We start from the raw sequence: 22,568 nt of genomic DNA on the forward strand, positions 1-22,568 counted from the left end.
GTGGCGGCCAGATGCCGTGCAAGTGTGTCGCTGCCTCGGGTCAAGCCTTCGATTCTCGGCAGTCCGGCCGCCATCGAACATGACCAGTTTGGCGCGATTTCAACCGGGCCAGATGGGCACTCCGCGTGCAAGGGGCCTCGCCCCGCAGGGCCGCCGATGCATCGCCAGGAACCGCTCCTGGCGAGCAAGACGAAGCTCCATCGCTCGTCTCCCGTGCCGGACGGCCTCAATGCTGCGGTGCCAGGGTGTCGCCGACTTCGGCGTCGCTGGGTTCCAACTCGCCGCCAACAGGCATGTCACCCTGCGCGCGGGCGAGGGCCGGCAGCACCTCGGCGCCGATCTCCTCGAGCACCTCGGACGCCGGCCGCGCGCCGTACTTGAAGTTGAAGATGACGTGGTTGACGCCGACACTGTGCAGCGAGTCGAGAAAGCTCAACAGGAAGTGCCGTCCTGCCTTGAAGCCGAGGTGGATGGGGGTCGGCGACAGGTGCGGATCGTCGGCGAGGTCGACGTAGAGGGATTGCACGAACGGCTTGAAGGCGCCCGGCCTGGCGGCATGGACCTCGCCGCGCCAGCGTGCCACGGTTTCGGCCTGGCGATCAATGCTGCGTGGATAGGTGATCCAGCCGTCCGCATGCCCGGCGATCCACGGCAGCGGCTGCCCGCTGCCTCCGGTGACGAGCATCGGCAGGCGTCCGACCGGCTTGGGCACGAGGTCGGCGTTGGCGGCGAGCACGCCGGCCGTCGACGTCAACGTCGGGTAATCGCTTTCCAGCACGTGGCGGATCGTCTCGAAGTAGTCGCGAAACAGGACGGCGCGCCGTTCGATGTCGACGCCGAAGGCCGGGAACTCCACCGGTCGGTCTCCCGACGCCACACCCAGCACCAGCCGGCCGCCCGACAGCTGGTCGACCGAGGCAGCCGCCTTGGCCACATGCAGCGGGTGCCGCAGCGGCAGCACGATCGAGCCCGTGGCCAGCGCGATCGTTTGCGTGTGTGCCGCGATCCAGCCGAGGTACACCCAGGGGTCGTAGATCTGACCGAGGTCGCCGAAGCTCGGATCCCGCAGCGGCACATCGCGCACCCACAGGGCGGCGTAGCCGAGCGCCTGGGCGCGCTGCGCAAGCCGCTCCTGATCGCGCATCGACGCCGCGTCGCCCGCGTAGGCCTCGATGGGGAAGAAGACGCCGAGCGTGAGGCGGCCCACGCGGAACATGCGACTGAAGCCTGGCGCCTGGTCGACCGTGGCCATCGGATTGACTTTCAGCATGCGCTCTCCTGTTTGACGTCGCAAGCGTACGCAGGGCGCCGCGGCGGGTATTCCCTGTTCCTGCGGAAACTGCCCAGGGACGGCGATATCCGCGGTCAGCCGCAATCGGATGCGCGGACGGGGGCCCGTTCACATCCGGGGTGGTGCCGATGGCAGTTGCGTCTTCAAAGCAACCGGCATGGCGTCGGATCTTGGCAAGCAGCACAAAAGCGATACCAGGCGCCTAATGCAGGCAATGGGCTGTGCATGGGAGGGGGATCCGTTGGCCGACGCCCTTGCGTGATCTCATGAACCTCTACGAACGCCATGCGAACGAAATCGCCGAGTTGATCCGCGCCGGAGTGTTGCGGCCCGGGGATCGGCTTCCCTCGGTGCGGGCTGCGAGCGCCGCCCGCGGGCTGAGCCGGACGACCATATTCGAAGCCTACTATCTGCTCGAAACGCGGGGTCTGGTCGAGGCGCGCCCCCGTTCCGGCTACTTCGTGAAAGAAGACCTCGCCCAGGCGGAAACAGCCGCGCCCGACGATTCGTGGCCCGATGGACGAGCCAGGGCAGTGGACGTCGGCCAGCTGGTCTTCGAGTTGCTGGGTTCGCTGAACCGACGCGAGTTCGTACCGCTCGGCTCGGCGTTTCCGAGCCCGTCGCTGTGCCCGCTCACGCGACTGGCGCGACATCTCGGGAGCGAAATGCGTGACTTCGATCCATGGCGCCTGGTCGAGGACCTCGCTCCGGGCAACGAGTCGCTGCGCCGTCACATCGTATTGCGCTATGCGATGGACGGAATGGTCATCGCTGCCACCGAGATCGTGCTCACCAATGGCGCGATGGAGGGGCTGAACCTGAGCCTGCAGGCGGTCACGAGGCCAGGCGACGTGGTGGTGGTGGAGTCACCGACCTTCTATGCCGCGCTGCAGGCGCTCGACCGACTGCAATTGCGCGCGCTCGAGGTCGCGACCTCATCGGCCTGGGGCATCGACATCGACGCCCTGGCCGCGGCGCTGAAACGTGAGCGCGTCGCGGCTTGCTGGCTCATGACGAGCTTCCAGAATCCCCTGGGCAGCTCGATGCCCGATGAACGCAAGAAGGCGCTGGTTGCGCTGCTCGCAGAGCATGAAGTTCCGCTGATCGAAGACGACGTCTATGCCGAGCTCTACTTCGGCGCAAGGAAGCCGCTGCCGGCCAAGGCCCTGGACACCCAGGGCCTCGTGATCCACTGTGGCTCCTTCTCCAAGTGCTTGGCCCCCGGCTACCGCGTCGGCTGGGTTGCGGGCGGAAAATTTGCCGCGAGGATCGAGCAGATGCGGCTCATGTACACACTCTCGCCGGCGATTCCTTCGGAGGCAGCCATCGCCGCCTACCTTGACCGAGGCGGCTATGACCGGCACCTGCGGCGCATGCGCGCGGCGCTCGCCCGCTATCTGGCCGTGGCCATGGAGGCGGTGCGGGCCTACTTTCCAGCCGGAACGCGCATGTCAGCACCGCAGGGTGGCTACTTTCTCTGGCTCCAATTGCCCGACAGCGTGGACACGACCCAACTGCACGCGCTGGCGCGTGAGCGCGGCATCAGCCTGGCGCCGGGGCCGCTGTTTTCCAGCGACCGGCGCTGCACGCATTGCCTGCGCCTGAACTATGGCCACGGCGGCGATCCGCGTTTTGCGTCGGCGATGCAAACTGTCGGCCAACTTGCGACGGCCCTGATGCGTGGGTGAGGGCGCTCAACTCAAGGCCCAGCCAGTCCGGTCGTCCGGAACATCGATGTTCGCGAGCTCAGCGCTAGCGCCCGCAATAGCTCCGAGCGGGACGCGCAAGCGCGAGGATCAGTTTCATGGACGATGAGGCCTAGTTCTTCTGGCCCAGTTGTTCCAGGATCGCGGGGTTCTCCAGCGTCGAGGTGTCCTGTGTGATGGTCTCGCCCCTGGCGACCGAGCGCAGCAGTCGTCGCATGATCTTGCCGCTGCGCGTCTTCGGCAGGTTGTCGCCAAAGCGGATGTCCTTGGGCTTTGCAATCGGCCCGATCTCCCTGGCGACCCAGGCACGCAAAGTGTCGGCAATCTTCTTCGCCTCGTCGCCGACGGGGCGCGGCCGCTTCAGGACCACGAATGCGCAGATGGCCTCGCCCGTCGTCTCGTCCGGCCGTCCCACCACGGCCGCTTCGGCCACCAGGTCGGTGCAGGAGACCAGCGCCGATTCGATCTCCATCGTACCCATGCGGTGGCCCGACACATTGAGCACGTCGTCGATGCGTCCGGTGATGGTGAAGTAGCCCGTCGCCGCATCGCGGATGGCGCCGTCGCCCGCCAGGTAGTAGCCCCTGAGTTCCGGTGGGTAGTAGCTTGCCTTGAAGCGTTCCGGATCGCCCCAGATCGTGCGGATCATGCTCGGCCACGGCTTTTTCACCACGAGGATTCCGCCTTGGCCATTGGGCACGTCCGCGCCGGTCTCGTCGACGACCGCAGCGTCGATGCCGGGGAAGGGGAGCGTGCAGGAACCCGGCACCAGCGGCGTCGCGCCGGGCAGCGGGGTGATCATGTGGCCACCGGTCTCGGTCTGCCAGAAGGTATCGACGATCGGGCAGCGGCCACCACCCACGTGCTGGTGGAACCATTCCCAGGCGGCCGGGTTGATCGGCTCGCCGACCGAGCCCAGGATCCTCAGGCTCGACAGGTCATGGCGCCCGGGGTGGACGGCCGCATTCGCTTCTGCGGCCTTGATGAGCGAGCGGATGGCCGTGGGTGCGGTGTAGAACACGCTGACCTTGTGGTCCTGGATCATCTTCCAGAAGCGGCCCGCATCGGGATAGGTCGGAACGCCCTCGAAGACGACCTCGGTCGCGCCCAGTGCGAGCGGGCCGTAGGCAATGTAGGTGTGCCCTGTCACCCAGCCGATGTCGGCCGTGCACCAGAACACATCGTCGGGCTTCAGATCGAAGGTCCACCGGGTGGTCAGTGCCGCATGCAGCAGATAGCCGCCGCTGGCGTGTTGAACACCCTTGGGCTTGCCGGTCGACCCCGAGGTGTAGAGCACGAAAAGGGGATGCTCGGCACCGACCCACTCGGGCTCGCACGTATCCGGCTGGCTCTGCGTCTCCTCGTGCAGCCATCGGTCGCGGGCTGCGACCCAGCCGATGGGTCCGCCGGTGCGGCGGTACACCAGCACATCCGTGACGGTCTCGCACCCGCCCATGGCGATGGCGTCGTCGACGATGGACTTCAGCGGCAGCTGCTTTCCCCCCCGCACCTGCTCATCGGCGGTGATCACCATCACGGCGCCCGCGTCATGGATGCGGTCGCGCAGACTCTGCGCCGAGAAGCCGCCGAAGACCACCGAATGCGTCGCCCCGATTCGCGCGCAGGCCTGCATCGCGACCACGCCTTCGATGCTCATCGACATGTAGATGACGACGCGATCCCCTTTCCCGACCCCGCGCGCCCTGAGCGCGTTCGCCATGCGACAGGTGCGATCCAGCAGGTCGCGATAGCTGACCCGCGTCACCTGTCCGTCGTCGGCCTCGAAGATGATGGCAGTCTTCTCGCCCAGCCCACGCTCGACCTGGCGGTCGAGGCAGTTGTAGGAGACGTTCAGCGTGCCGTCCTCGAACCACGTGAAGAATGGCGCCCGGCTGTCGTCGAGCCCTTTGGTGAAGGGCGTTTTCCAGCTCACGAATTCAGTCGCAAGCCGCGACCAGTAGCCGCTGTAGTCGGCCTCTGCCTGCGCGACGAGTTTTTCATAGGCAGCCATGCCGGACACGTGCGCATCCGGGATTCGGGCGGCGGGAATCAAGCGGGTCTTGTCTGCATTCGCACTCACGGTGAGCTCCTGGGGTCTGGGGTTTGGGAAAACCGAAACTGAGGGTCAGCTGTCGGCGTGGCTGGACAGCCAGGCCGCAATCGCGGCGGCGCTGCGAAAGTCATCGCAAGCGCGCGCCGGCACGGCGGGGTAGCGCTGGTTCCACATGCGAGCCAGCGCCTGACTCGGCCCGATCTCAAGGACGCAGCGCGGCTGCCGCGCCATGACGTTGTCCATGCATTCGTCCCAGCGGACGGTGGTAGCGATCTGGGCGGCCAGCGCGGCACGACCAGCCGCTGCGTCACGTATGCGATCCGCCGCATTGCTGAACAGTGCAACCTGGGGCGCTTGAAAGTGAACAGGGTCCAGCGTGCGTGCGAAGGCCTCGGCCGCCTGACGCATCCACGGCGTGTGCGAGGCCACGTTCACGCGCAATCGCGTGCACTGCGCGCCTTCGTCCAGTGCCATGCGCTGGGCAACTTCCAACGCGGCCAGGGGGCCACCGAGGATCACGCTGTCCTCGCCATTTCGGATGGCCAGTGCGAGGCCTGTCTCGGCCTGCAGTTGCTCGCGTTTGAGATTGGGCAGCCCGGTGACGGCCAGGAGGCCGCCGGGCGCGTGGGCTGCGCATTCATCCATCGCGGCAGCGCGCTGGCGCGCGAGGGCGATGGTCGACCTGGGATCGATCACTCCGGCCGCACTGAAGGCCGCCAGCTCGCCAACGCTGTACCCCGCAATGGCGGCTGGTGCTGCCACGCTGGGCGCCAACTGATTCCAGGCCGCCAGCGCCAGGCCCGTCAGCAAGGTCTGCGCGTTGTCGTTGCGCTCGGCCCAGGTGGGGTTCTCCAGCGCGCGTCGCCAATCGTCGACCTGAAGGTGCACCCGCATGTCCGCGATGAGTTCATCGTCCGCGACCCAGGGCAGCATCGCCGGATGCTGATTGCCCTGGCCGGAAAAAAGCAGTGCGAAGCTCATGGGCTTCCGCACACCCGTGTGATCCAGCAGGCTGCGGCCAGCGTATCCGCGGAGCCCCCGGGTGACAGACGCTGCGCCACGAATTCGTCGGCGATCGCGTGCGCTTGCTCCACGCCATCAGCCTGGCGGACGCCGCCCCTGGCCAGATATTCCCGTGCCATGCGTTGCGCGTCGCGCAATCCGGCGATTCCGCCACGGTGCGCGAGGTTGCTGTCGTCGAGCACCGCGATGATCTGGAACAACGCCTCCAGGCGAGCCTGCCGAGGCGTGAGGCCGCAGGCCAGCGCCGCAGTCAGCGCCGGCAGCGCCACGTCGAAAAGCACGGGAAAGCCGAACGCCGCTTCTTTGGAGGCTCCTCGCAGCCCATGGCGTCTGGCGGCGATGCCTCCGGGGAGGCTGGGCTGGCGATTGCAACGGATGGCGAGGGCGGCGCCCCAGTGGTTTCTCAAAGCACTGCGAAGCTGGTCGGGATGGGTGATCTCGCCGTCGGTGCGCATCGCGGCACCGGCCGCGGCGCACAGCAGGCCGATCATGAAGATGGCGCCCCGATGGGTATTGACGCCCCCCGTGGCAGCGAGCATGCGTGCTTCTGCCGCGATACCGCAGCGCTCGAGCACCTGGAAGCCGGCGCCGGCAAAGCCGGCCTCGGCGATCTGCACGAAGTAGTGCCGAAGCGAAAACAGGCTGCGCATGAAGGTGTGCGCGTCCATGTCATCGTGGCTGCCGCGGTCCAGCAGCGTCACCAACCCCGGCTTGGGCGTCAGGGCAAGCTCGTCGTGCAGTGCGAGCGTTGCCGCGCGCCCGATCTCGGCAGTCGTGAGTCGCGGGTGCCTTTGCACCCGAAGCGCAAAGGCACTCATGCGCTGGCCTCCGCGGGCTCTGCCGACTTGCACCACGCGATGTCGTGTTGCAAGGCCACTGCGTCGAGGCGCCTGACCATGATGGCCCGCACTCGCCCGGCGCGCCATTCGATCCATTCACGCCAGGCGACCGCTGACCCGTCCCTGAACACCAGTTCGCCGTCCAGTCGCGTACCGACGGAGCGGAAGGAATGAAGCACGCGAGCCACGGCATCCGCTTGCGCCGATCCATCGACGGCAATCAGCAGGTCGAGGTCGGAGGTTGTGCGCACGCAGGGCAGACCGCTGATCGCCTGCCAACCGAAGCTGCCGAAGACATGGGGCACCGCGTGTAGAGCGGCAAGCGCGTCCAGCAACTCGCGTGCGGGCCGCTCGGCACCAGGCGGCAGCAGTTCGAACAGCTCCGCCAGCAGCGGAAATTCACCCCTGGAATGAACCGAGCCTTGCGGAACCTGCAGCGCCAGGCGACGCCGTTCCCACTGCGCTGGCGCGGGCAGGCCCAGGGCGATCGAATCGGCGGCGATGGCCCCGGTCGGCTGCCGCGTGACGGCCAGCGGCAGCCGATGCGCCGACCAGTGCGAGAGGCACTGGTGCGCTTGCTCGTCCCAGGGGCGCCGAAGCACGGCTTCCCAGCCGGTTTCGGTCAGCCGGATGAGTTGATGGCGTCGCAGACAGGGCATGGCGTTCTTCTGCCTTCAGGCGGCGTCCAGCACGCGCTGCACCACGGCTGCGGCAAGGCGACGTCCACCGCGCTCGGCGCCGTCCCGCGCGCGCAGGTCTTCGGTCGGCGTGTTTGCAAGCGCGTCGCGCAGGGCCGCCTGCAGATCGCCCTGCCACAAAGAGCGCACGCCACCCATGGCCACGTAGTTCTGCACCCCGGGCGCGAAGACGGGATTGGACTGCGACAGCGCAGTGAGCTTTTCCTCCGACAGCTTGGTCACGCGTGCCATGGCGGGAATGCGCATGACGCGGATTTCTGCATCGGGCAGGGCATAGCAGGCGTCGGCGATCAGGCCCGAGGTGATGAAGCCGCCGGAGAGGGCCTGGTCGTACACCAGCCCGATGACCCGGTGGCCGCGGCGCCGCGCCAGATCGATGGCGGCGCCAAGGTGCGCCATGGCGCGATTGATGCCGAGCAGCTCGTCGCGCCGACGCAGTTGCTGGCCCTGCGTGTCGATGAGCAGGAGGATCGGGCGGCCAGGATGTCGCTCGATCACGTCGAGCACCACACGGGCCTGGGCGAGCGCGAGCTTCACGCCGATCGGCGCGTGGTTGGTAGTACCGACGACCGCGAGCGGCTCGCCGTCGAACATGACGTCCCCTTGCAGGAAGTCGTCCACGGCGCGCATTCCATGGAAGGCGCCAAAGAGCTGGGTGACCAGTGAGTTCCACTGCATGTTTACGCTCCAGGCTGGCCGGCGCGCAGCGCGCGCACGGCTTCGACGGTCAGTTCGGGAACCTGCTGCGGATCGGCGATGCCAAGGGCGCCCCACAGCGCGATGGCTTCATCGCCCAACGGGCCGAGGCTTTCCTCCGATGGCAGCGCACGAAGCCGCCGGTCCAGCATTGCGTGCTCGATCTCCAGGGTCGCGGGAGTCAAGGGTGTCGGCTGGTCCAGCGAAGCGATGGCCGCTTCCCTGAATGCCGCGACGTCGTCCTCGACCAACACATCGCAATCGCCGGTGAGAAAGCGATGCTTGCCTCCGGTGGTGCGCCAGACGAGCGCGCGGTCGCGGGCATCGAACTCCTCCACCCCGTGGGATGCCTCGATCACTTCGGGGCCGGACATCGCCAACCGCCCGACGTCGCTCATCACGATGCGGTCGGCGCAGCGCGCCACGATGCCCATTCCGCCAAAGCAGCCGTTGGCACCGCCGATGAGGACGATCACCGGGATGCCCGCAGCTCGAACGTCCAGAAGCGCACGCATGACTTCCGACACCGCAATCAGCCCTGCGTTGGCCTCGTGCAGCCGCACGCCGCCCGATTCCGCCAGGAGCAGCACGGCGGTGGGGCGGTCGCGCTGCGCCCGTTGCAGGAGGCCGACGAGCTTGGCGCCGTGCACTTCGCCAACGCCTCCGCCCATGAAGGCGCCTTCCTGCGCCGCGACGAAGACCTCGCGGCCGGCGAGTGTCGCGCGGCCGATCGCCACGCCGTCGTCGAAGGCGCAGGGCACGCCGAGCAGCGCCAGGTGCGGGCTGGTGACGCGTTCGCTGGGCGGCAGCCATTCGTGGAAGCTGCCCGGGTCCAGCAGCAGCGCCAGCCGTTCGCGCGCCGAGCATTCTGCATAGCTGATCATGGCTGGCCTCCGGCGATCTCGGCCACGGCCTGGTCCAGCCGCAGGCTCACCACGGCAGGCGTGGCGCCCATGTCGTTGATCGAAACCCGTACACCTGACAGCGGGTGGCGCGCGTGGAAGTCGTTCATCACCGCCTGCCAGATCGGGCCGAAGCCGCGCGCTGAGGTCTCCACCCGAACGGTGCAATCGTTGCTGCCGACTGCCTCGAGCATGACCTCGAGGTTGCCGGAGCCGACCACGCCGACCAGTACCGGCGCGAAAGGGCCGGCGGGCCGGCCGCCTTGATACGAAAAGTCCAGGGTTTCAAGCCCTGCGGGAACATCGCTCATTGTCGAATCTCCTGCTGCTACCAGTTTCTGAAGCGCTTGGGCGGCTGGTACAGCCCACCGGAGGCGCGCACCAGGTCGCGCATGCTGCGCGCGGCCAGCAGGTTGCGCGTGGCCTGGCGTGGATCGATACCCAGGTCCTGCGGCCGGCGGATCACGCCGCGGTCACGCAGGTTTTCTACTGCGCGGCGGTCGCGCGCCAAGCCGATCGCCGTGTAGCCGGCGACGCCGCGTATCGCCTGCTCGCGTTCCGCATCGCTGCGGCACAGGAGCAGGTTCGCGATGCCTTCCTCGGTCAATATGTGCGAGACGTCGTCGCCGTAGATCATGATCGGCGGCAAGTCCATGCCGGCCTGCTCCTGCAGGGTCCAGGCATCCAGCCTGTCGACGAAAGCCGGGTGCATGTGTTCCCGGAATGTCTCGACCATCTGCACGACCAGTTTCTGCCCGCGCGGCGTGCCGGCGGCACCGCTGCGCCCGGCACGGGCCTCGCGCCCGGCCTTCAGCCAGGCAGGACTCGAATGGCGGCGTCCCCGCGCGTCGGCGCCCATGTTGGGCGCACCGCCGAAACCCGCGATGCGGCCCAGGGTCGCTGTCGAGCTGTTGCCGTCCAGGTCGATCTGCAAGGTCGATCCGATGAACATGTCGCAGGCGTAGTGGCCCGCCGCCTGGCAGAAGGCCCGGTTGCTGCGCAGGCTTCCGTCGGGACCGGTGAAGAACACGTCGGAGCGCGCGCGGATGTAGTCTTCCATGCCCAATTCGGAACCGAAGGAATGCACCGACTCGACCCAGCCCGCCTCGATCGCCGGGATGAGCGCCGGGTGCGGGTTCAACGCCCAGTGCTTGCCGATCTTCCCCTTCAGGCCCAGGGATTCGGCATAGGTGGGCAGCAGGAGCTCGATGGCTGCCGTGTCGAAGCCGATGCCGTGGTTCAGGCGCTGCACACCGTACTCGGCATAGATGCCCTTGATCGCCATCATCGCCATCAGGATCTGGACCTCGCTGATCTGCGCCGGGTCGCGGGTGAACAGCGGCTCGATGAAGTTGGGGCGCGGCGCCTTGACCACGAAGCTCACCCAGTCGGCGGGGATGTCGATGCGTGGCAGCGTGGTGCTCTTGCCGTCGACGAGTTCGTTGACCTGCGCAATCACGATCCCGCCGGAGAACGCCGTGGCCTCGACGATGGCCGGGGTGTCCTCGGTATTCGGCCCGGTGTAGAGATTGCCCTGGGCGTCTGCGGCATGCGCGGCGACCAGCGCCACCTTCGGCGTGAGGTCCACGAAGTACCGCGCGAAGAGTTCCAGGTAGGTGTGGATGGCGCCGATCTCGATGCGTCCACCCGACACCAGCTTGGCCAGGCGTGCGCCCTGGGGGCCCGAGAAGCTGAAATCCAGGCGCGAGGCCACGCCGTTCTCGAACACGTCCAGGTGCTCGGGAAGCGCCAGCACCGACTGCACCATGTGCAGGCCGTGGATCCGGTTCGGATCGACCTGCACGAGCGCCTGCGCGAGGAAATCGGCCTGCTTCTGGTTGTTGCCTTCGAGGCAGACGCGGTCGCCGGGCAGCAGCACGGCCTCGAGCAGCGCGCCGATGGCTTGCGTGTCGACCCGCTTGCCGGCGAGGCGCGTTCCCAGGGCAGTGGCCGCACGCGCAAGCCGGGCGGCGCGGTCGTCTGCCTTGGAGGTCCAGGGGCTGGAGTTCATGGGCATCATTGGGTTGAGCGAGGTTCGATGAGTGCGGCGCCCTCAGAGCACCACGAAGAGGAGCCACACGACCACGGGGGCCACCACCGTCACGATGGCGCCATACACCATGAGCTGGCGGAAGAACACGTCGCGGTCCACCCCCTTGGCGTTGGCGAGCACCAACGCGCCATTGGTCGAGAACGGGCTGACGTCGACGATGGTGGACGACACGGCCATGGCCGCGATGAATCCGATCGCGCTGACCCCTGCATCTCCTTGCAGGAAGGGGACTGCGAGCGGAATCAGCGAGCCGAGCACGGCGGTCGAGGAGGCAAAGGCAGAGACCACCGCGCCCACGAAGCACAGCAGCAGCGCCGCCATGAGCGGCGAGGTGAGGCCCGCCACGCTGTGGCCCACGAAATCGATCGTCCCCATCTTTTCCATGACGCCGACATAGGTGCTGACGCCGACGATGAGCATGATCTCGGGCCACGACACCTGGCCGAGCGCGCGCTTCTGCAGGTTGGGCGCCATCAGCGTGAGCAGCAGGCCGATGCTGATCGAGACGAAGCCGATGTCCTGCTTGAAGAAGAGCGTGAGAACGGCCAGTGCCAGCAGGCCGAGCACGGTGGCGATCTGGTAGAGGCGCGAACCACTCTGCGGCGGGGTCGAGGGCGGAGCGTCCATGAGCGAGTCGTTGTCCGGCGTCGCAGTGCGCCGCTCCTCCGAGAACGACTCGCCCTCCGCATCGCCATAGACCTGCGCACCGCCTTGGCCGTGTGCGACGCGACGCACCGGGGGCAGGGCGCCGCTGGCGTCGGCCTTCTGGCGGACCAGCTTCATCCCGCCGAACATGAAGAACAGCAGCAGCGCCACGGCCAGGTTGACGCCCAGGCTGGCCAGCATGGTCGTCAGTTCGCTCAGAGGAAGACCGGCGCGAGCCACGATCTTGTTCGTGATGCCCCCGTAGATGCTGATGGGGGAGAAGCCGCCGCCCTGCGCGCCGTGCACGACCATCAAGCCCATCAGCAGCGGGTTGATGCCGTACTTCGCGGCGAATCCCAGCGCGATCGGGGCAATGATGGCCACCGCGGCCGGGCTGACGGCGCCCACTGCCGTGAGCAGTGCGGCAATGAAGAACATGATCCATGGGATGGCGGCGATGCGCCCGCGCACCGCCCGCACCGCCAGCTTCACGAGCCAGTCGATCGTTCCGTTGTTCTGCGCCAAAGCGAAGAGGTAGGTGATGCCGACCAGGGTCAGGAACAGGTCGGCCGGGAAGCCGCCCATGATCGCCTTGGCGTTCATGCCGGCAACCAGGGTGCCGACCAGGAACGCACCGACGAAGGCGATCACGCCCATGTTGATCGGCAGCACCGTGGCGAGCACGAACATGCCGATCAGCACGTATATCGAAATCCAGTGGGAACTCATCAGGCGTCTCCAGGGGGTTTTTTGGTTCGACGTGCATGGCTGCGCGTCTGGGTACGAACGTTACGCACCCCCTCCGGGACGATCAATGAAGCGGCTTTGCGGACCGTTACGCCCGCCGGAACGATCGAGGGTTAACCCGCGGCGATGGCTTGGGCGCCCTAGCCCAGCTCCGCCCTGGCAAGGCGGCAGACCGCGAGCAGCGCGAGCAGGTTCGGGTCGCGCTCGCGCGTCCGCAGGAAGTTCAGCGAGATGGTCTGCCGCATGAGGTACCTGGCTTGCATGGGTATCAGCTGCACCTTCTGCGGCATCACTGCGCGCACGCGGCCGGGCAGCAAGGAATAGCCGACACCGCCGCCCACCAGGTTCATCAGCGAGAAGATGTCATCGGTCTTCATCACGACGTTGGGCGTGAAGCCTGCGACCCGAAACGAGTCCATGAAGCCGGTGTAGGTCACGAATCCCTCGCTCAAGGTGACAAAGCGCTCATTGGCGCAATTTGCGAGGTCGATCTCCTTCAGCGCCGCGAATGGGGAATCCACGGGAGCGGCAAAGTAGATGTCGTCTTCGAAAAGCGGCTCCGATTCGACGTCGGCGGCATCGGCGGGCGTTCCCATCAAGGCGGCATCGACGGCGCCGTCACGCAGTTTCTGCAACAGGTCGGCATTCGAGCCCAGCACCAGTTCCGTCTGGATGTCGGGCTTGCGCAGCTTCATGCCCATGACAAGCGCCGGTACGGTGCGGCTGGTCAGCGAATAGAGCGATCCGATGCGGATGCGATCGGCCGAATAGCCTGCGACTTCGCGCGTGGAGCGCACGCCCGCCGACATCGTGCGGATCACTTCTCGCGCCACCTCGGCCAGGGCCTGTGCCGCGTCGGTCGGATGAAGGTTGCGGCCTTCATGCCGGAACAGTGCGCAGCGCAGTCCCGTCTCCAGCCCATGCAAGGCACGGTGAACGCTGACAGGGCTGATCTCAAGCCTTTCAGCCGCGCGAGCGAGGTTGCCCGCTTCCATGAAGACCAGGAGGATCTCCAACCTGCGAAAGGTGATTTCTTCATCTACGCGCAGATGCATGATCGACCCCAAACATGCGTGTGATCGTAATGCAAGGTCCGGCTGAAGTTCTGGCGCAGCATGCGCATCCGCCGCTCCATTCGCCTGCGAACGCGCGCAACAGGCCAACGGAACTCGATTTGCCTCAGCAGTCAGCTTGGCCAGCCGGCATGGGAGGAACAACCCTAACCACCATCTCATCCGGTTGGTCTATCCTTGGTCTTACCACGGTAAGGCAGGTATATGTCCACAGACGAATCACGCTCACCGCACGCGCTCGAGGTGCCGCGCTGGCCCGCAATCGGCCTGGCGAACGACCACGCCGGGTTCCTCCTGAAGGCGTTCGTCTCGGGCGTCCTTGCGCAACACTGCGATCAAGTCATCGATGTCGGCGCGATGTCGGACTCGCCCGTCGATTTTCCGGATGTCACGCGAAAGGCCATTTCCCTCATCCAGGAAGGGAAGGTCAAGCGGGTCATCCTCGTCTGCGGTACTGGCGCAGGCGCGTGCATCGCTGCCAACAAGATTCCCGGTATTCGTGCAGCGGTCTGCCACGACACCTTCGTCGCTCGGCAAGCCGTCGAACACGACGACGTCAATGTGCTGTGCATCGGCGCCTGGATCATCGGACCGCAGGTGGCGCGCGACGTGATCGAGGCGTTCCTGGCATCCGAGTTCAGCACGGAAGAGCACTTTCGCCGCCGCGTTGCCAAGCTCGGCGACCTGGAGCGCGAAGCGGCACAGGCCCTGATCGAAGGCCGCCGTTTCCCCTGACCGGCACGCCCGATGAACAAGCCGATCAAGATCACCCAGCAGTCCGACGGCAGTGAGGACGGCTACGACCGCGTCGTGTCCTTCCTGCGCGACCAACTGCTGACCGGCCAACTGAAGACCGGCGATCGGCTCCTGCCGGAACGTGACCTCGCGAGCGCGCTGGGAGTGAGCCGGCCAGTCATTCGAGAGGCTTTGCGCGCGTTGGCGACGCTGGGTGCGCTGGAGATCAAGCGCGGCTTTGGAACAGTGGTACGCGAGCCGAACTTCACGGCCCTGTCCGACTACTTTGGCCTGGTCCTGGCCCAGCAGGCAGGTGCAGTGGACGACGTGATGCAGGCGCGCATCGCGATCGAGCGGCAGGCGATCCGCCTGGCGTGCACGCGTGCCCTCGCGCAGGACCTGGACAAGCTCACTCAAGCCCTGCAGGCCATCAAGGAAACCATCGGCGATCCGGTGAAAGGCGGTGCGGCGGACTTCCACTTCCACACGATGATCGTGGAAGCCGCGCACTCGCCGGCACTCTCCAGTGTCTACGCGGCCGTCGCCAAGCTGCTCCAGCAATCGCACACGGAACGCAGGCGGGCCATTGCCAGCGTGCCCGGCGTCGACTCGTACCTGGTTGACCATCACGAGGCCATCATGGTGGCAATCCGGCGCAAGAACCCATCCGAAGCGGACGCGCTGCTTGCCGAGCACTTCGAGATCGGCGCGAACCTGCGCGAAGACGCTGCCCAGGTGGCGGCACAGCGGCGCGGCAAGCCGCGCGTCACCCAACGGATGTCCTGAGTGGCCGCTTCCATCGTCGTCTTCGGCAGCCTGAACATGGACCTGATGGTGCGCGTGGCGCGCGCGCCGCGAGCCGGCGAAACGCTGTACGGGCTCGGTTTCCTCACCAACCCGGGTGGCAAGGGCGCAAACCAGGCGGTGGCTTGCGCCAGGCAAGGCGCCAGGGTGGCGATGGTGGGTTGCGTGGGAGAAGACGGCTTCGGCGAGGCGTTGAGCAATGCGCTCGCATCGGACGGGGTCGACGTCGCCGACGTCCGCTCTGTCGAAGGAAGCACGGGCGTGGCCGTCGTCATGGTCGACGCCCAGGGCGAGAACCGCATCACGATCGTGCCCGGCGCCAACGCGTTGCTGAAGGCGCGCGCCGAGGCACTTGCGGGCCAGTTCCTGCTGCTGCAGTGCGAAGTGCCGATGGCCGAGGTCGTGCTGGCCGCCAGGTTCATGCATGCCCAGGGAGCGACCGTCGTGATGAACCCGGCGCCTGTCTGCCAGCTCCCCGACGAACTCTGGCCGCTGATCGACATCATCGTCATGAATGAAATCGAGGCCGCGGAACTTGCCGGCCTGCCCGTGGGCGATCCCGCGAACGCCGCAGTCGCTGCGTCGGCGATTCGCAAGCGGGGACCTTCGACGGCGATCGTGACACTGGGGAGCCAGGGCGTGGTGCTCGCCGACGACGACGGCTGCCGTCACTTCCCGGCAATCCAGGTCCAGGTGGTCGACACCACCGCTGCTGGCGACACATTCATCGGCGCGATGTGCGCCGCGCGCGCTGCAGGTGCATCCATGGACGCCGCCGTCATGCGGGGCATCCAGGCTGCAACGATCTGCGTCACCCGGCCCGGCGCGCAGGCGTCCATCCCCTATCTGCACGAACTGGCCCGGCCGTGACCTACAAGTTCGACTTCACCAGCGTCCTGGCGCAATGGCCGCTGTTCGTCCATGGCGCGTGGCTCACGATCAAGCTGTCGGTGGCCGCGACACTGCTGGGCCTGCTCATCGGCACGCTGTGCGCCATCGGCCGCGGCAGCCATAACCGCTTCGTGGCGCGCGCGTGCGTGATCTACGTCGAGGCGATCCGCAACACGCCGCTGCTGGTGCAGATCTTCCTCGTGTACTTCGGCCTGGCGAGCATCGGCCTGAAGGTGCCTGCCTTCGTCGCCGCGGTGCTGGCGATGGTCATCAACATCGGCGCCTATACCACCGAGATCATGCGCGCTGGCATCGAATCGATCCACAAGAGCCAGGTCGAGGCGGCGGAGTGCCTCGCGCTTTCTCGCGCGCAGGTCTACTGGCACGTGATCCTGCGTCCGGCGATGGAGCGCGTCTATCCCGCGCTCACCAGCCAGTTCGTGCTTCTGATGCTGGCAACGTCCATCACGTCGCAGATCTCGGCGGAAGAGCTGACGGCCATCGCGAACCGGGTGCAGTCCGATACCTTCCGCTCGTTCGAGACCTACGCCGTTGTCGCGGTGTTCTACCTTGCCCTGTCGCTGCTGATGCGCGGTGCGTTCTGGGCCGCCGGGCAGGCGCTCTTCACCCGCCGCCGCAAGCTGGGAACGCCGCTGTGAGCAGCGCCTTCAACGCCAATCATCTCCTGTTCCTGCTGGAAGGCGCGAAATGGACCCTGGTGCTTTCGCTGATCGCCTTCGTCGGTGGCGGGATCGTCGGGTTCATCGTGGCCCTGTGCCGCGTCTCGCCGATCCGCCCCGTGCGCTGGCTCTCGATGGCTTACGTGCAACTGGTGCAGGGCACGCCACTGCTGATCCTGATGTTCCTCGCGTATTTCGGCCTGAGCATCGTTGGCTTGAGCCTTCCCGCGCTGGTGGCGGCCGGAATCTCGATGACGATCTACGTCAGCGCGTACATCGGCGAGATCTGGCGCGGCTGCATCCAGGCCGTGCCGCGCACCCAGTGGGAAGCCGCCGAGTGCCTCGCGCTGTCGAACGTGCAGCGCATGGGCCTCGTGGTCCTGCCGCAGGCCTTGCGCATCGCAACGCCGCCCACGGTGGGTTTCATGGTGCAGATCGTCAAGAACACATCCCTCGCCTCGGTGGTCGGCTTCGTCGAGCTCGCGCGCGCCGGCCAGATCGTCAACAACTCGATCTTCGAACCGTTCGTTGTCTACATGCTCGTTGCCGCTCTCTACTTCCTGCTTTGCTTCCCGCTGTCGTGGTGGAGCCGGCAACTCGAACGCCGCCTGCTGGTGGCCCCTCGCGTGGAGCTTGCCGCGGCATGAGCATCATCCTTCTCGAGAACGTTCACAAGAGCTTCGGCGCCCTGAAGGTGCTGGATGGCGTGAGCTTCAGTGTGAACAAGGGTGAGGTGTTCGCCATCATCGGACGCAGCGGCTCGGGCAAGAGCACGGCATTGCGCTGCATCGACCGGCTCGAGCGCATCGACCAGGGGCGCATCCAGGTTGCCGGGCACGAGGTGAGCGATCCAAGGCTCGACCTGCGCCAACTGCGTCGCGACGTGGGCATCGTCTTCCAGAGCTACAACCTCTTCCCGCACCTGACGACTGCGGAGAACATCGCGCTCGCGCCGCGCCACAGCAAGGGCAAGACGCGCGCCGAGGCGGCCGAGTTGACCGAGCGCGTCCTTGCCCAAGTGGGCCTTTCCGACAAGGCGAAGAGCTATCCCGAGCAGCTGTCCGGGGGGCAGCAGCAGCGCGTTGCCATCGCGCGATCGCTCGCGATGGAGCCCCAGGTGATGCTGTTCGACGAAGTGACGTCGGCGCTGGACCCGCAACTCACCGGCGAGGTCCTCAAGGTGATGGCCGACCTCGCCGCCGGCGGGATGACCATGGTTCTGGTCACCCACGAAATGGCCTTCGCACGCAACGTGGCGGACACGACCCTGTTCATGCACAAGGGCCGCGTCTGGGAACGCGGCGGCCGGGAGATGTTCGATCGGCCGCAGACACAGGAACTGCAGCAGTTCCTCGGCACTGGCCTTTGAGAGTTCTTTGCCCACAACCACAGGAGACACCATGACCCTCAAACCTATGCTCCGCCGCGCACTGATGCTGGCTGCCTTGTCCACGGTCGTCCTTGGCGCGCACGCGGACACGCTCGACAAGATCCGTGCGGACAAGAAGATCCGTGTGTCGATCGACTTGGCGGTGCCGCCTTCGGGCATGACCGATGCGAGCATGAAGCCGACCGGCTCCGACTACGACGTGGCGGTGCTGCTGGCAAAGGACCTGGGCGTCGCCCTCGAAGTGGTGCCAACCGTGGGCGCCACGCGCATCCCCAACCTGCAGACGGGCAAGGCGGACATCATCATCTCCACGCTGGCGTGGACGCCCGAGCGAGCCAAGGTGATCGACTACTCGGTCCCGTATGCGCCGCAGATCTCGCTGGTGGGCGGGGTCAAGAGCGCCAACGTGAAGAGCATGGAGGACCTGGCCGGCAAGAGCGTTGCCGTCAACCGCAGCACGACGCAGGACACCGACCTCACCCAGAACGCCAAGGGTGCGACCGTGGTGCGCTACGACGACGATGCCGGCGTGATCACGGCCGTGGTCACCGGCCAGGCCGACCTCGTGGGCACCTCCAACGCGCTCTTCCAGACCATGAAGGAGAAGGCACCCAACCGGCAACTCGAGCAGAAGTTCGTGCTGCGCGTCAACGACCTGGGCATCGGCGTGCGCAAGGACGATCCGCAGTTGCTCGCGTGGGTGAATACCTGGGTCAAGGCGAACCACGCCAACGGCAAGCTCAACGAGATCTTCAAGAAGTACCACGGCGCCGAGATCCCGAAGGACGTTGTGGAAAAGTGGGTCAAGTAGCCCGGAAGGGTTGGCGCCGATGCTGTCCGTGATCGACACCCACCGCCATTTCCTCGATCCGCGGACGCACCACTACCCCTGGTTGAACGACCCCGGGCAGCCGCACCATCGCTACGGTGACCACTCCGCGCTGGAACGCCCCTACCTGCCGGTGGCAAGGATCAGGGTGCCACGAACCGCCCCAGCTCGAAGACGGAGTTGGGTGCCACCGGGCGCGGCGAAGCGACTCGCTGCCTGGCCGGTTCAAGCCGTCGGATCGGTGCGGGCTGCGCTTGCGGACTGGGCACCGGTTGCTCGTCGACCAGCATCTTCAGGCTCACGGATTCCAGGTACTCGATCACGTGGCGGTTCAGCGCGGTCCACAGTTCGGGCGTGAGGCATTGCTGCTCGCCCGACGCCTCCCTCTCACGCTGCCTGCCGACCGGCTTGAGTTCCGCATGGTCGACCGCCCGCACGATGTCCGCGACCGTGATGCGCGCGGGGTCGCGCGAGATTTCATAGCCGCCCCCGGGGCCGCGCGTCGATTCCACCAGCCCTGCACGGCGCAGTTCGGTGAACATCTGTTCGAGGTAGGACACGGAGACGTTCCGTCGGCGGGAGATGCCCGCCAAGGCGACAGGCCCCTCGTTCTGGTGCAAGGCCACGTCGATCAATGCGATGACGGCCTGGCGAGCTCGGGTGGAAAGGCGCATGGAAAGAAACTCCTTGGGTCCGCTGCCTATTCGTCGCGCCCGCTGGACAGGCCCAGCAGCATGAGCAGCGACTGAAAGACGTTGTAGATGCTCAGGTAGACGCCCAGCGTCGCGCTGATGTAGTTGGTCTCCTCGCCGTCCCGCACGCGCTTGAGGTCATACAGGATGAAGGCCGAGAAGATGCCGATGGCCAGCACCGACAGGGTGATCATCAGGGCGCTCGACTGGATGAAGAAGTTGGCGATGCCCACGACCAGCAGCACGATGGCGCCGATGAACAGCCATTTGCCCATGGCGGAGAGGTCGCGCTTGATGACCGAGGAAAGCGTGGCCATGCCCAGGAACACGGCACCCGTGCCCGCGAAGGCGGTCATCACCAGGCTCGCGCCGTTCGCGAGGCCCAGGACGCTGCCCAGCAGTCGCGACAGCATCAGGCCCATGAAGAAGGTGAACGCCAGCAGGACCGGCACGCCCATGGCCGAGTTCTTCGTCTTCTCGATGGCGAACATGAAGCCGAAGGCGCCGGCCAGGAACACCACCATGCCGATGCCGGGCGACATTGCGCTGGCCAGGCCGGTCGCAAGGCCCAGCCAGGCGCCCAGGACGGTGGGCACCATGGAAAGCGCAAGCAGCCAGTAGGTGTTGCGCAGCACCTGGTTGCGTTGGGTGGACCTGCTGTCCACGGTCTGAAGCGAGTCGAGAACATGGATGTCGTTGTTCATGGCGTTTCCTGAAAAAGAGTCGTACCGGTTGAATCTAGGGCAATTGACACTTCGTTAATAGTCGTATATTCGGCATCATCACATCGCTTTTCACGAACTGTTTGTCTCTGGGGCCCCGATGAACTTCAAGCATCTCCACTACTTCTGGGCCGCGGCCAAGGCGGGCGGGATCGTGCGGGCCGGGCAGCAGCTGCACGTCACGCCGCACACGCTGTCGGCGCAGATCAAGCTGCTGGAGGAGTCTCTGGGCTGCCGGCTGCTGCAAAAGAGTGGGCGTGGCGTGGAGCTGACGGCCGAAGGCCGCACCGCACTGAGCTATGCCGACCAGATCTTCTCGCTGGGGGCCGAACTCGAGGCGGCGGTGAGCAGCAAGGGAAAAGCGGGGCGCAGCCTCCACTTCAGGGTCGGCATCGCCGATTCGGTGCCCAAGGCCATCGCCTACCGCCTGCTGGAGCCTGCGCTGGGCGTGCCCCAGCAGCAGGTGCGCCTGATCTGCCACGAGGGCAATTTCCGCGATCTTCTGGCGCAGCTCTCGGTCCACCGGCTGGACCTCGTGGTCGCCGACGAGGCGATGAGCAAGCAGACCGGGGTGAAGGCCTTCAACCACACGCTGGGGACCACGGCGATGAGCTTCTTCATCGCCCCTGAACTCAAGAGCGTTCTGAAGGGACCGTTTCCCGACTGCCTCGACGGCGCGCCGATGCTGGTGCAAGGCTCCGCATCCGCGATGCGACAGCGCCTGGATCTCTGGCTGGCCGAGCATCGGCTTCGGCCGCGCCTGATCGGCGAGTTCGACGATGCCGCGCTGCTGAAGGCCTTCGGTGGCGAAGGCCGTGGCGTGTTCATGTCGCCGAGCGTGCTCGAGGAGGAAACATGCGCGCAGTACGGCGTCGAGGTGCTGGGGCGCGTGCCTGATCTGATCGAGGAATTCTTCGGCATTTCTCCGGAGCGCCGCATCACCCATCCCTGCGTGGCAGCCATCACGCACACGGCTCGCGCGAAGTTTCTTCGCAAGTGATTCTCTGAGGTGGCAAGCGCGACGCCGCCGGCGACCATGTGGCATTCCATGATCTCCGGTCGCACTTGCACCGCCGCCTTGAATTCGTCGAAGACGGATTAGACCGACGCGGCACGCCGGCGCTCGCGGCTTTTGGTGAGGTGCAGCCGCATCGCGGCGCGTGCCGACTCGGCGTCCTGGCGTTCGATGGCGCCAAGAATGCTGCCGTGTTCGTCCAGCACTTCCAGCTCCCAGGCAAGATTCACATGGGAAGCGTGGGCGCGCTCGAGGATCGAGGTGGACACCGCGGCCGGCCCCAGGGCTTCTAGCACCGAAGCGAAGTGCGGGCTGTGCGAGGCGCGTGACAGCGCCAGGTGGAATCGGAGGTCCGCGAACGCCGTGTCGGCCTCTTCGGCCAGCGCGACTCGCAAGGCTTCGTACGCATGGTGGATCTGCTGAAGATCGTCTGCGGTGCGGCGTTGTGCTGCCAACGCAGCAGCTTCGGATTCCAGCCCGATGCGAAGTTCCAGCACGGCGAGCGCATCGGCCAGGCTGTCGGCATCGGGTCCGTCCACGCAGAACGGCCTGGAGCGCATGTGGCCGGCAACGAAGGTCCCGACGCCCTGGTGCGATTGGACCCGGCCGGCGGCTTTCATCCTGGACAACGCATCCCGCACGACGGTGCGGCTGACGCCGAACTGCGACATGAGGGTGGCCTCGGTCGGCAGCTTGTCGCCGGGCTTGAGGACATCGAGGCGGATGCGTTCTTCCAGCGCCTCGACCAGGGTGAGCGCAAGGTCGCGTCGCAAGGGAAGGACGTTGTGCCGCGCGTCCTTTGCGTGCTCGAGCAAGCGGTTGTCCCCGTCCGTGGCCATTTCGGCGCTCAGGTCACGGGCGCCGGGTTGAACAGCACCAGCGCGTTGTGAAGCTTCCACTGCTCGGCCCAGGTCTTCTTGCGGCCGCTGGCCACCTCCAGCATCAGGCGGAACAGCTCCCAGCCCACCTCCTCGATGCTGGCCTCGCCATCGGCGATGCGCCCGGCGTTCACGTCCATCAGGTCGTGCCAGCGCCGCGCCAGGTCGCTGCGCGTGGCCACCTTGATCACCGGCACCTGGGCCAG

The 22,568-nt window shown here is 66.5% G+C and carries 23 protein-coding genes and 2 pseudogenes; 9 read left to right on the forward strand and 16 right to left on the reverse strand.

Going from position 1 to position 22,568, the window contains the following annotated elements; genetic code table 11:
* Nucleotides 1–226 precede the first annotated feature (226 nt).
* On the reverse strand, nucleotides 227–1,270 hold the full coding sequence (locus tag BM345_RS24190) for an LLM class oxidoreductase (RefSeq protein ID WP_093384791.1): 1,044 nt from the start codon (nucleotides 1,268–1,270) through the stop codon (nucleotides 227–229).
* 287 nt (nucleotides 1,271–1,557) lie between these two features.
* Here BM345_RS24190 and BM345_RS24195 point away from each other — a divergent pair, with 287 nt between their 5' ends.
* Nucleotides 1,558–2,979 (forward strand): aminotransferase-like domain-containing protein, encoded by a 1,422-nt coding sequence (locus BM345_RS24195; protein ID WP_093384793.1) that lies wholly within the window; start codon nucleotides 1,558–1,560, stop codon nucleotides 2,977–2,979.
* A gap of 130 nt (nucleotides 2,980–3,109) precedes the next feature.
* On the opposite strand, the gene acs is transcribed toward BM345_RS24195, so the two are convergent.
* The 10 genes from acs to BM345_RS24245 form a co-directional block, all read right to left on the reverse strand.
* The gene (gene acs / locus BM345_RS24200; protein WP_254789974.1) at nucleotides 3,110–5,008 is read right to left on the reverse strand and encodes an acetate--CoA ligase; all 1,899 of its coding nucleotides are present in this window, start codon (nucleotides 5,006–5,008) and stop codon (nucleotides 3,110–3,112) included.
* A 114-nt stretch (nucleotides 5,009–5,122) separates the two neighbouring features.
* On the reverse strand, nucleotides 5,123–6,031 hold the full coding sequence (locus BM345_RS24205) for an acyltransferase domain-containing protein (RefSeq protein WP_093384799.1): 909 nt from the start codon (nucleotides 6,029–6,031) through the stop codon (nucleotides 5,123–5,125).
* A complete protein-coding gene (mdcB, locus tag BM345_RS24210) occupies nucleotides 6,028–6,891 on the reverse strand; it encodes a triphosphoribosyl-dephospho-CoA synthase MdcB (RefSeq protein ID WP_093384801.1) in 864 nt (287 codons plus the stop codon). The genes BM345_RS24205 and mdcB overlap by 4 nt, the downstream gene beginning before the upstream one ends.
* Nucleotides 6,888–7,571: a malonate decarboxylase holo-[acyl-carrier-protein] synthase gene (mdcG, locus tag BM345_RS24215; protein WP_093384804.1), complete on the reverse strand. Its 684-nt coding sequence runs from the start codon at nucleotides 7,569–7,571 to the stop codon at nucleotides 6,888–6,890. Before mdcG ends, mdcB begins: the two co-directional genes overlap by 4 nt.
* Nucleotides 7,572–7,586: 15 nt before the next feature.
* The gene (gene mdcE / locus BM345_RS24220; RefSeq protein ID WP_093384806.1) at nucleotides 7,587–8,288 is read right to left on the reverse strand and encodes a biotin-independent malonate decarboxylase subunit gamma; all 702 of its coding nucleotides are present in this window, start codon (nucleotides 8,286–8,288) and stop codon (nucleotides 7,587–7,589) included.
* Nucleotides 8,289–8,290: 2 nt separating this feature from the next.
* Nucleotides 8,291–9,190, reverse strand: coding sequence for a biotin-independent malonate decarboxylase subunit beta (locus BM345_RS24225; RefSeq protein ID WP_093384809.1), 900 nt, complete (start codon nucleotides 9,188–9,190; stop codon nucleotides 8,291–8,293).
* On the reverse strand, nucleotides 9,187–9,519 hold the full coding sequence (gene mdcC / locus BM345_RS24230; RefSeq protein WP_093384812.1) for a malonate decarboxylase acyl carrier protein: 333 nt from the start codon (nucleotides 9,517–9,519) through the stop codon (nucleotides 9,187–9,189). Before mdcC ends, BM345_RS24225 begins: the two co-directional genes overlap by 4 nt.
* 17 nt (nucleotides 9,520–9,536) lie before the next feature.
* On the reverse strand, nucleotides 9,537–11,219 hold the full coding sequence (gene mdcA, locus BM345_RS24235) for a malonate decarboxylase subunit alpha (RefSeq protein WP_093384866.1): 1,683 nt from the start codon (nucleotides 11,217–11,219) through the stop codon (nucleotides 9,537–9,539).
* 42 nt (nucleotides 11,220–11,261) lie between these two features.
* A complete protein-coding gene (locus tag BM345_RS24240; protein WP_093384814.1) occupies nucleotides 11,262–12,635 on the reverse strand; it encodes an SLC13 family permease in 1,374 nt (457 codons plus the stop codon).
* A gap of 158 nt (nucleotides 12,636–12,793) precedes the next feature.
* Nucleotides 12,794–13,708: a LysR family transcriptional regulator gene (locus BM345_RS24245; protein ID WP_093384817.1), complete on the reverse strand. Its 915-nt coding sequence runs from the start codon at nucleotides 13,706–13,708 to the stop codon at nucleotides 12,794–12,796.
* Between the two features lie 222 nt (nucleotides 13,709–13,930).
* Between BM345_RS24245 and BM345_RS24250 the strand changes: the two genes are divergently transcribed.
* Genes BM345_RS24250 through BM345_RS24280 form a run of 7 tightly spaced genes read left to right on the forward strand, consistent with a single transcriptional unit; the run spans nucleotide 13,931 to nucleotide 19,037 of the window.
* On the forward strand, nucleotides 13,931–14,461 hold the full coding sequence (locus BM345_RS24250) for an RpiB/LacA/LacB family sugar-phosphate isomerase (RefSeq protein WP_093384820.1): 531 nt from the start codon (nucleotides 13,931–13,933) through the stop codon (nucleotides 14,459–14,461).
* Between the two features lie 12 nt (nucleotides 14,462–14,473).
* The gene (locus tag BM345_RS24255) at nucleotides 14,474–15,247 is read left to right on the forward strand and encodes a FadR/GntR family transcriptional regulator (RefSeq protein ID WP_217654026.1); all 774 of its coding nucleotides are present in this window, start codon (nucleotides 14,474–14,476) and stop codon (nucleotides 15,245–15,247) included.
* The gene (rbsK, locus tag BM345_RS24260; RefSeq protein WP_254789968.1) at nucleotides 15,248–16,135 is read left to right on the forward strand and encodes a ribokinase; all 888 of its coding nucleotides are present in this window, start codon (nucleotides 15,248–15,250) and stop codon (nucleotides 16,133–16,135) included.
* On the forward strand, nucleotides 16,132–16,815 hold the full coding sequence (locus tag BM345_RS24265) for an amino acid ABC transporter permease (protein ID WP_093384822.1): 684 nt from the start codon (nucleotides 16,132–16,134) through the stop codon (nucleotides 16,813–16,815). Before rbsK ends, BM345_RS24265 begins: the two co-directional genes overlap by 4 nt.
* Nucleotides 16,812–17,483 (forward strand): amino acid ABC transporter permease, encoded by a 672-nt coding sequence (locus tag BM345_RS24270; RefSeq protein WP_093384825.1) that lies wholly within the window; start codon nucleotides 16,812–16,814, stop codon nucleotides 17,481–17,483. The genes BM345_RS24265 and BM345_RS24270 overlap by 4 nt, the downstream gene beginning before the upstream one ends.
* A complete protein-coding gene (locus BM345_RS24275; protein WP_093384827.1) occupies nucleotides 17,480–18,205 on the forward strand; it encodes an amino acid ABC transporter ATP-binding protein in 726 nt (241 codons plus the stop codon). Before BM345_RS24270 ends, BM345_RS24275 begins: the two co-directional genes overlap by 4 nt.
* Nucleotides 18,206–18,236: 31 nt before the next feature.
* Nucleotides 18,237–19,037 (forward strand): transporter substrate-binding domain-containing protein, encoded by an 801-nt coding sequence (locus BM345_RS24280; protein WP_254789970.1) that lies wholly within the window; start codon nucleotides 18,237–18,239, stop codon nucleotides 19,035–19,037.
* A gap of 161 nt (nucleotides 19,038–19,198) precedes the next feature.
* On the opposite strand, the gene BM345_RS24285 is transcribed toward BM345_RS24280, so the two are convergent.
* Nucleotides 19,199–19,729 (reverse strand): Rrf2 family transcriptional regulator, encoded by a 531-nt coding sequence (locus tag BM345_RS24285; protein ID WP_093384832.1) that lies wholly within the window; start codon nucleotides 19,727–19,729, stop codon nucleotides 19,199–19,201.
* Between the two features lie 26 nt (nucleotides 19,730–19,755).
* On the reverse strand, nucleotides 19,756–20,451 hold the full coding sequence (locus tag BM345_RS24290; protein WP_093384835.1) for a Bax inhibitor-1/YccA family protein: 696 nt from the start codon (nucleotides 20,449–20,451) through the stop codon (nucleotides 19,756–19,758).
* A 118-nt stretch (nucleotides 20,452–20,569) separates the two neighbouring features.
* Between BM345_RS24290 and nhaR the strand changes: the two genes are divergently transcribed.
* A complete protein-coding gene (gene nhaR / locus BM345_RS24295; protein WP_093384838.1) occupies nucleotides 20,570–21,469 on the forward strand; it encodes a transcriptional activator NhaR in 900 nt (299 codons plus the stop codon).
* A 23-nt stretch (nucleotides 21,470–21,492) separates the two neighbouring features.
* Here the strand turns inward: nhaR and BM345_RS30665 are convergent.
* From BM345_RS30665 to BM345_RS24305, 3 genes and pseudogenes are all read right to left on the reverse strand, one after another.
* Nucleotides 21,493–21,567, reverse strand: a pseudogene (locus tag BM345_RS30665) (ArsR family transcriptional regulator); the annotation flags it as partial.
* A complete protein-coding gene (locus BM345_RS24300; RefSeq protein ID WP_175545131.1) occupies nucleotides 21,568–22,299 on the reverse strand; it encodes a FadR/GntR family transcriptional regulator in 732 nt (243 codons plus the stop codon).
* A gap of 32 nt (nucleotides 22,300–22,331) precedes the next feature.
* A pseudogene (locus BM345_RS24305) lies at nucleotides 22,332–22,568 on the reverse strand (UxaA family hydrolase); the annotation flags it as partial.

The organism is Variovorax sp. OV329 (genome assembly GCF_900114785.1).
GTDB lineage: Bacteria > Pseudomonadota > Gammaproteobacteria > Burkholderiales > Burkholderiaceae_C > Variovorax.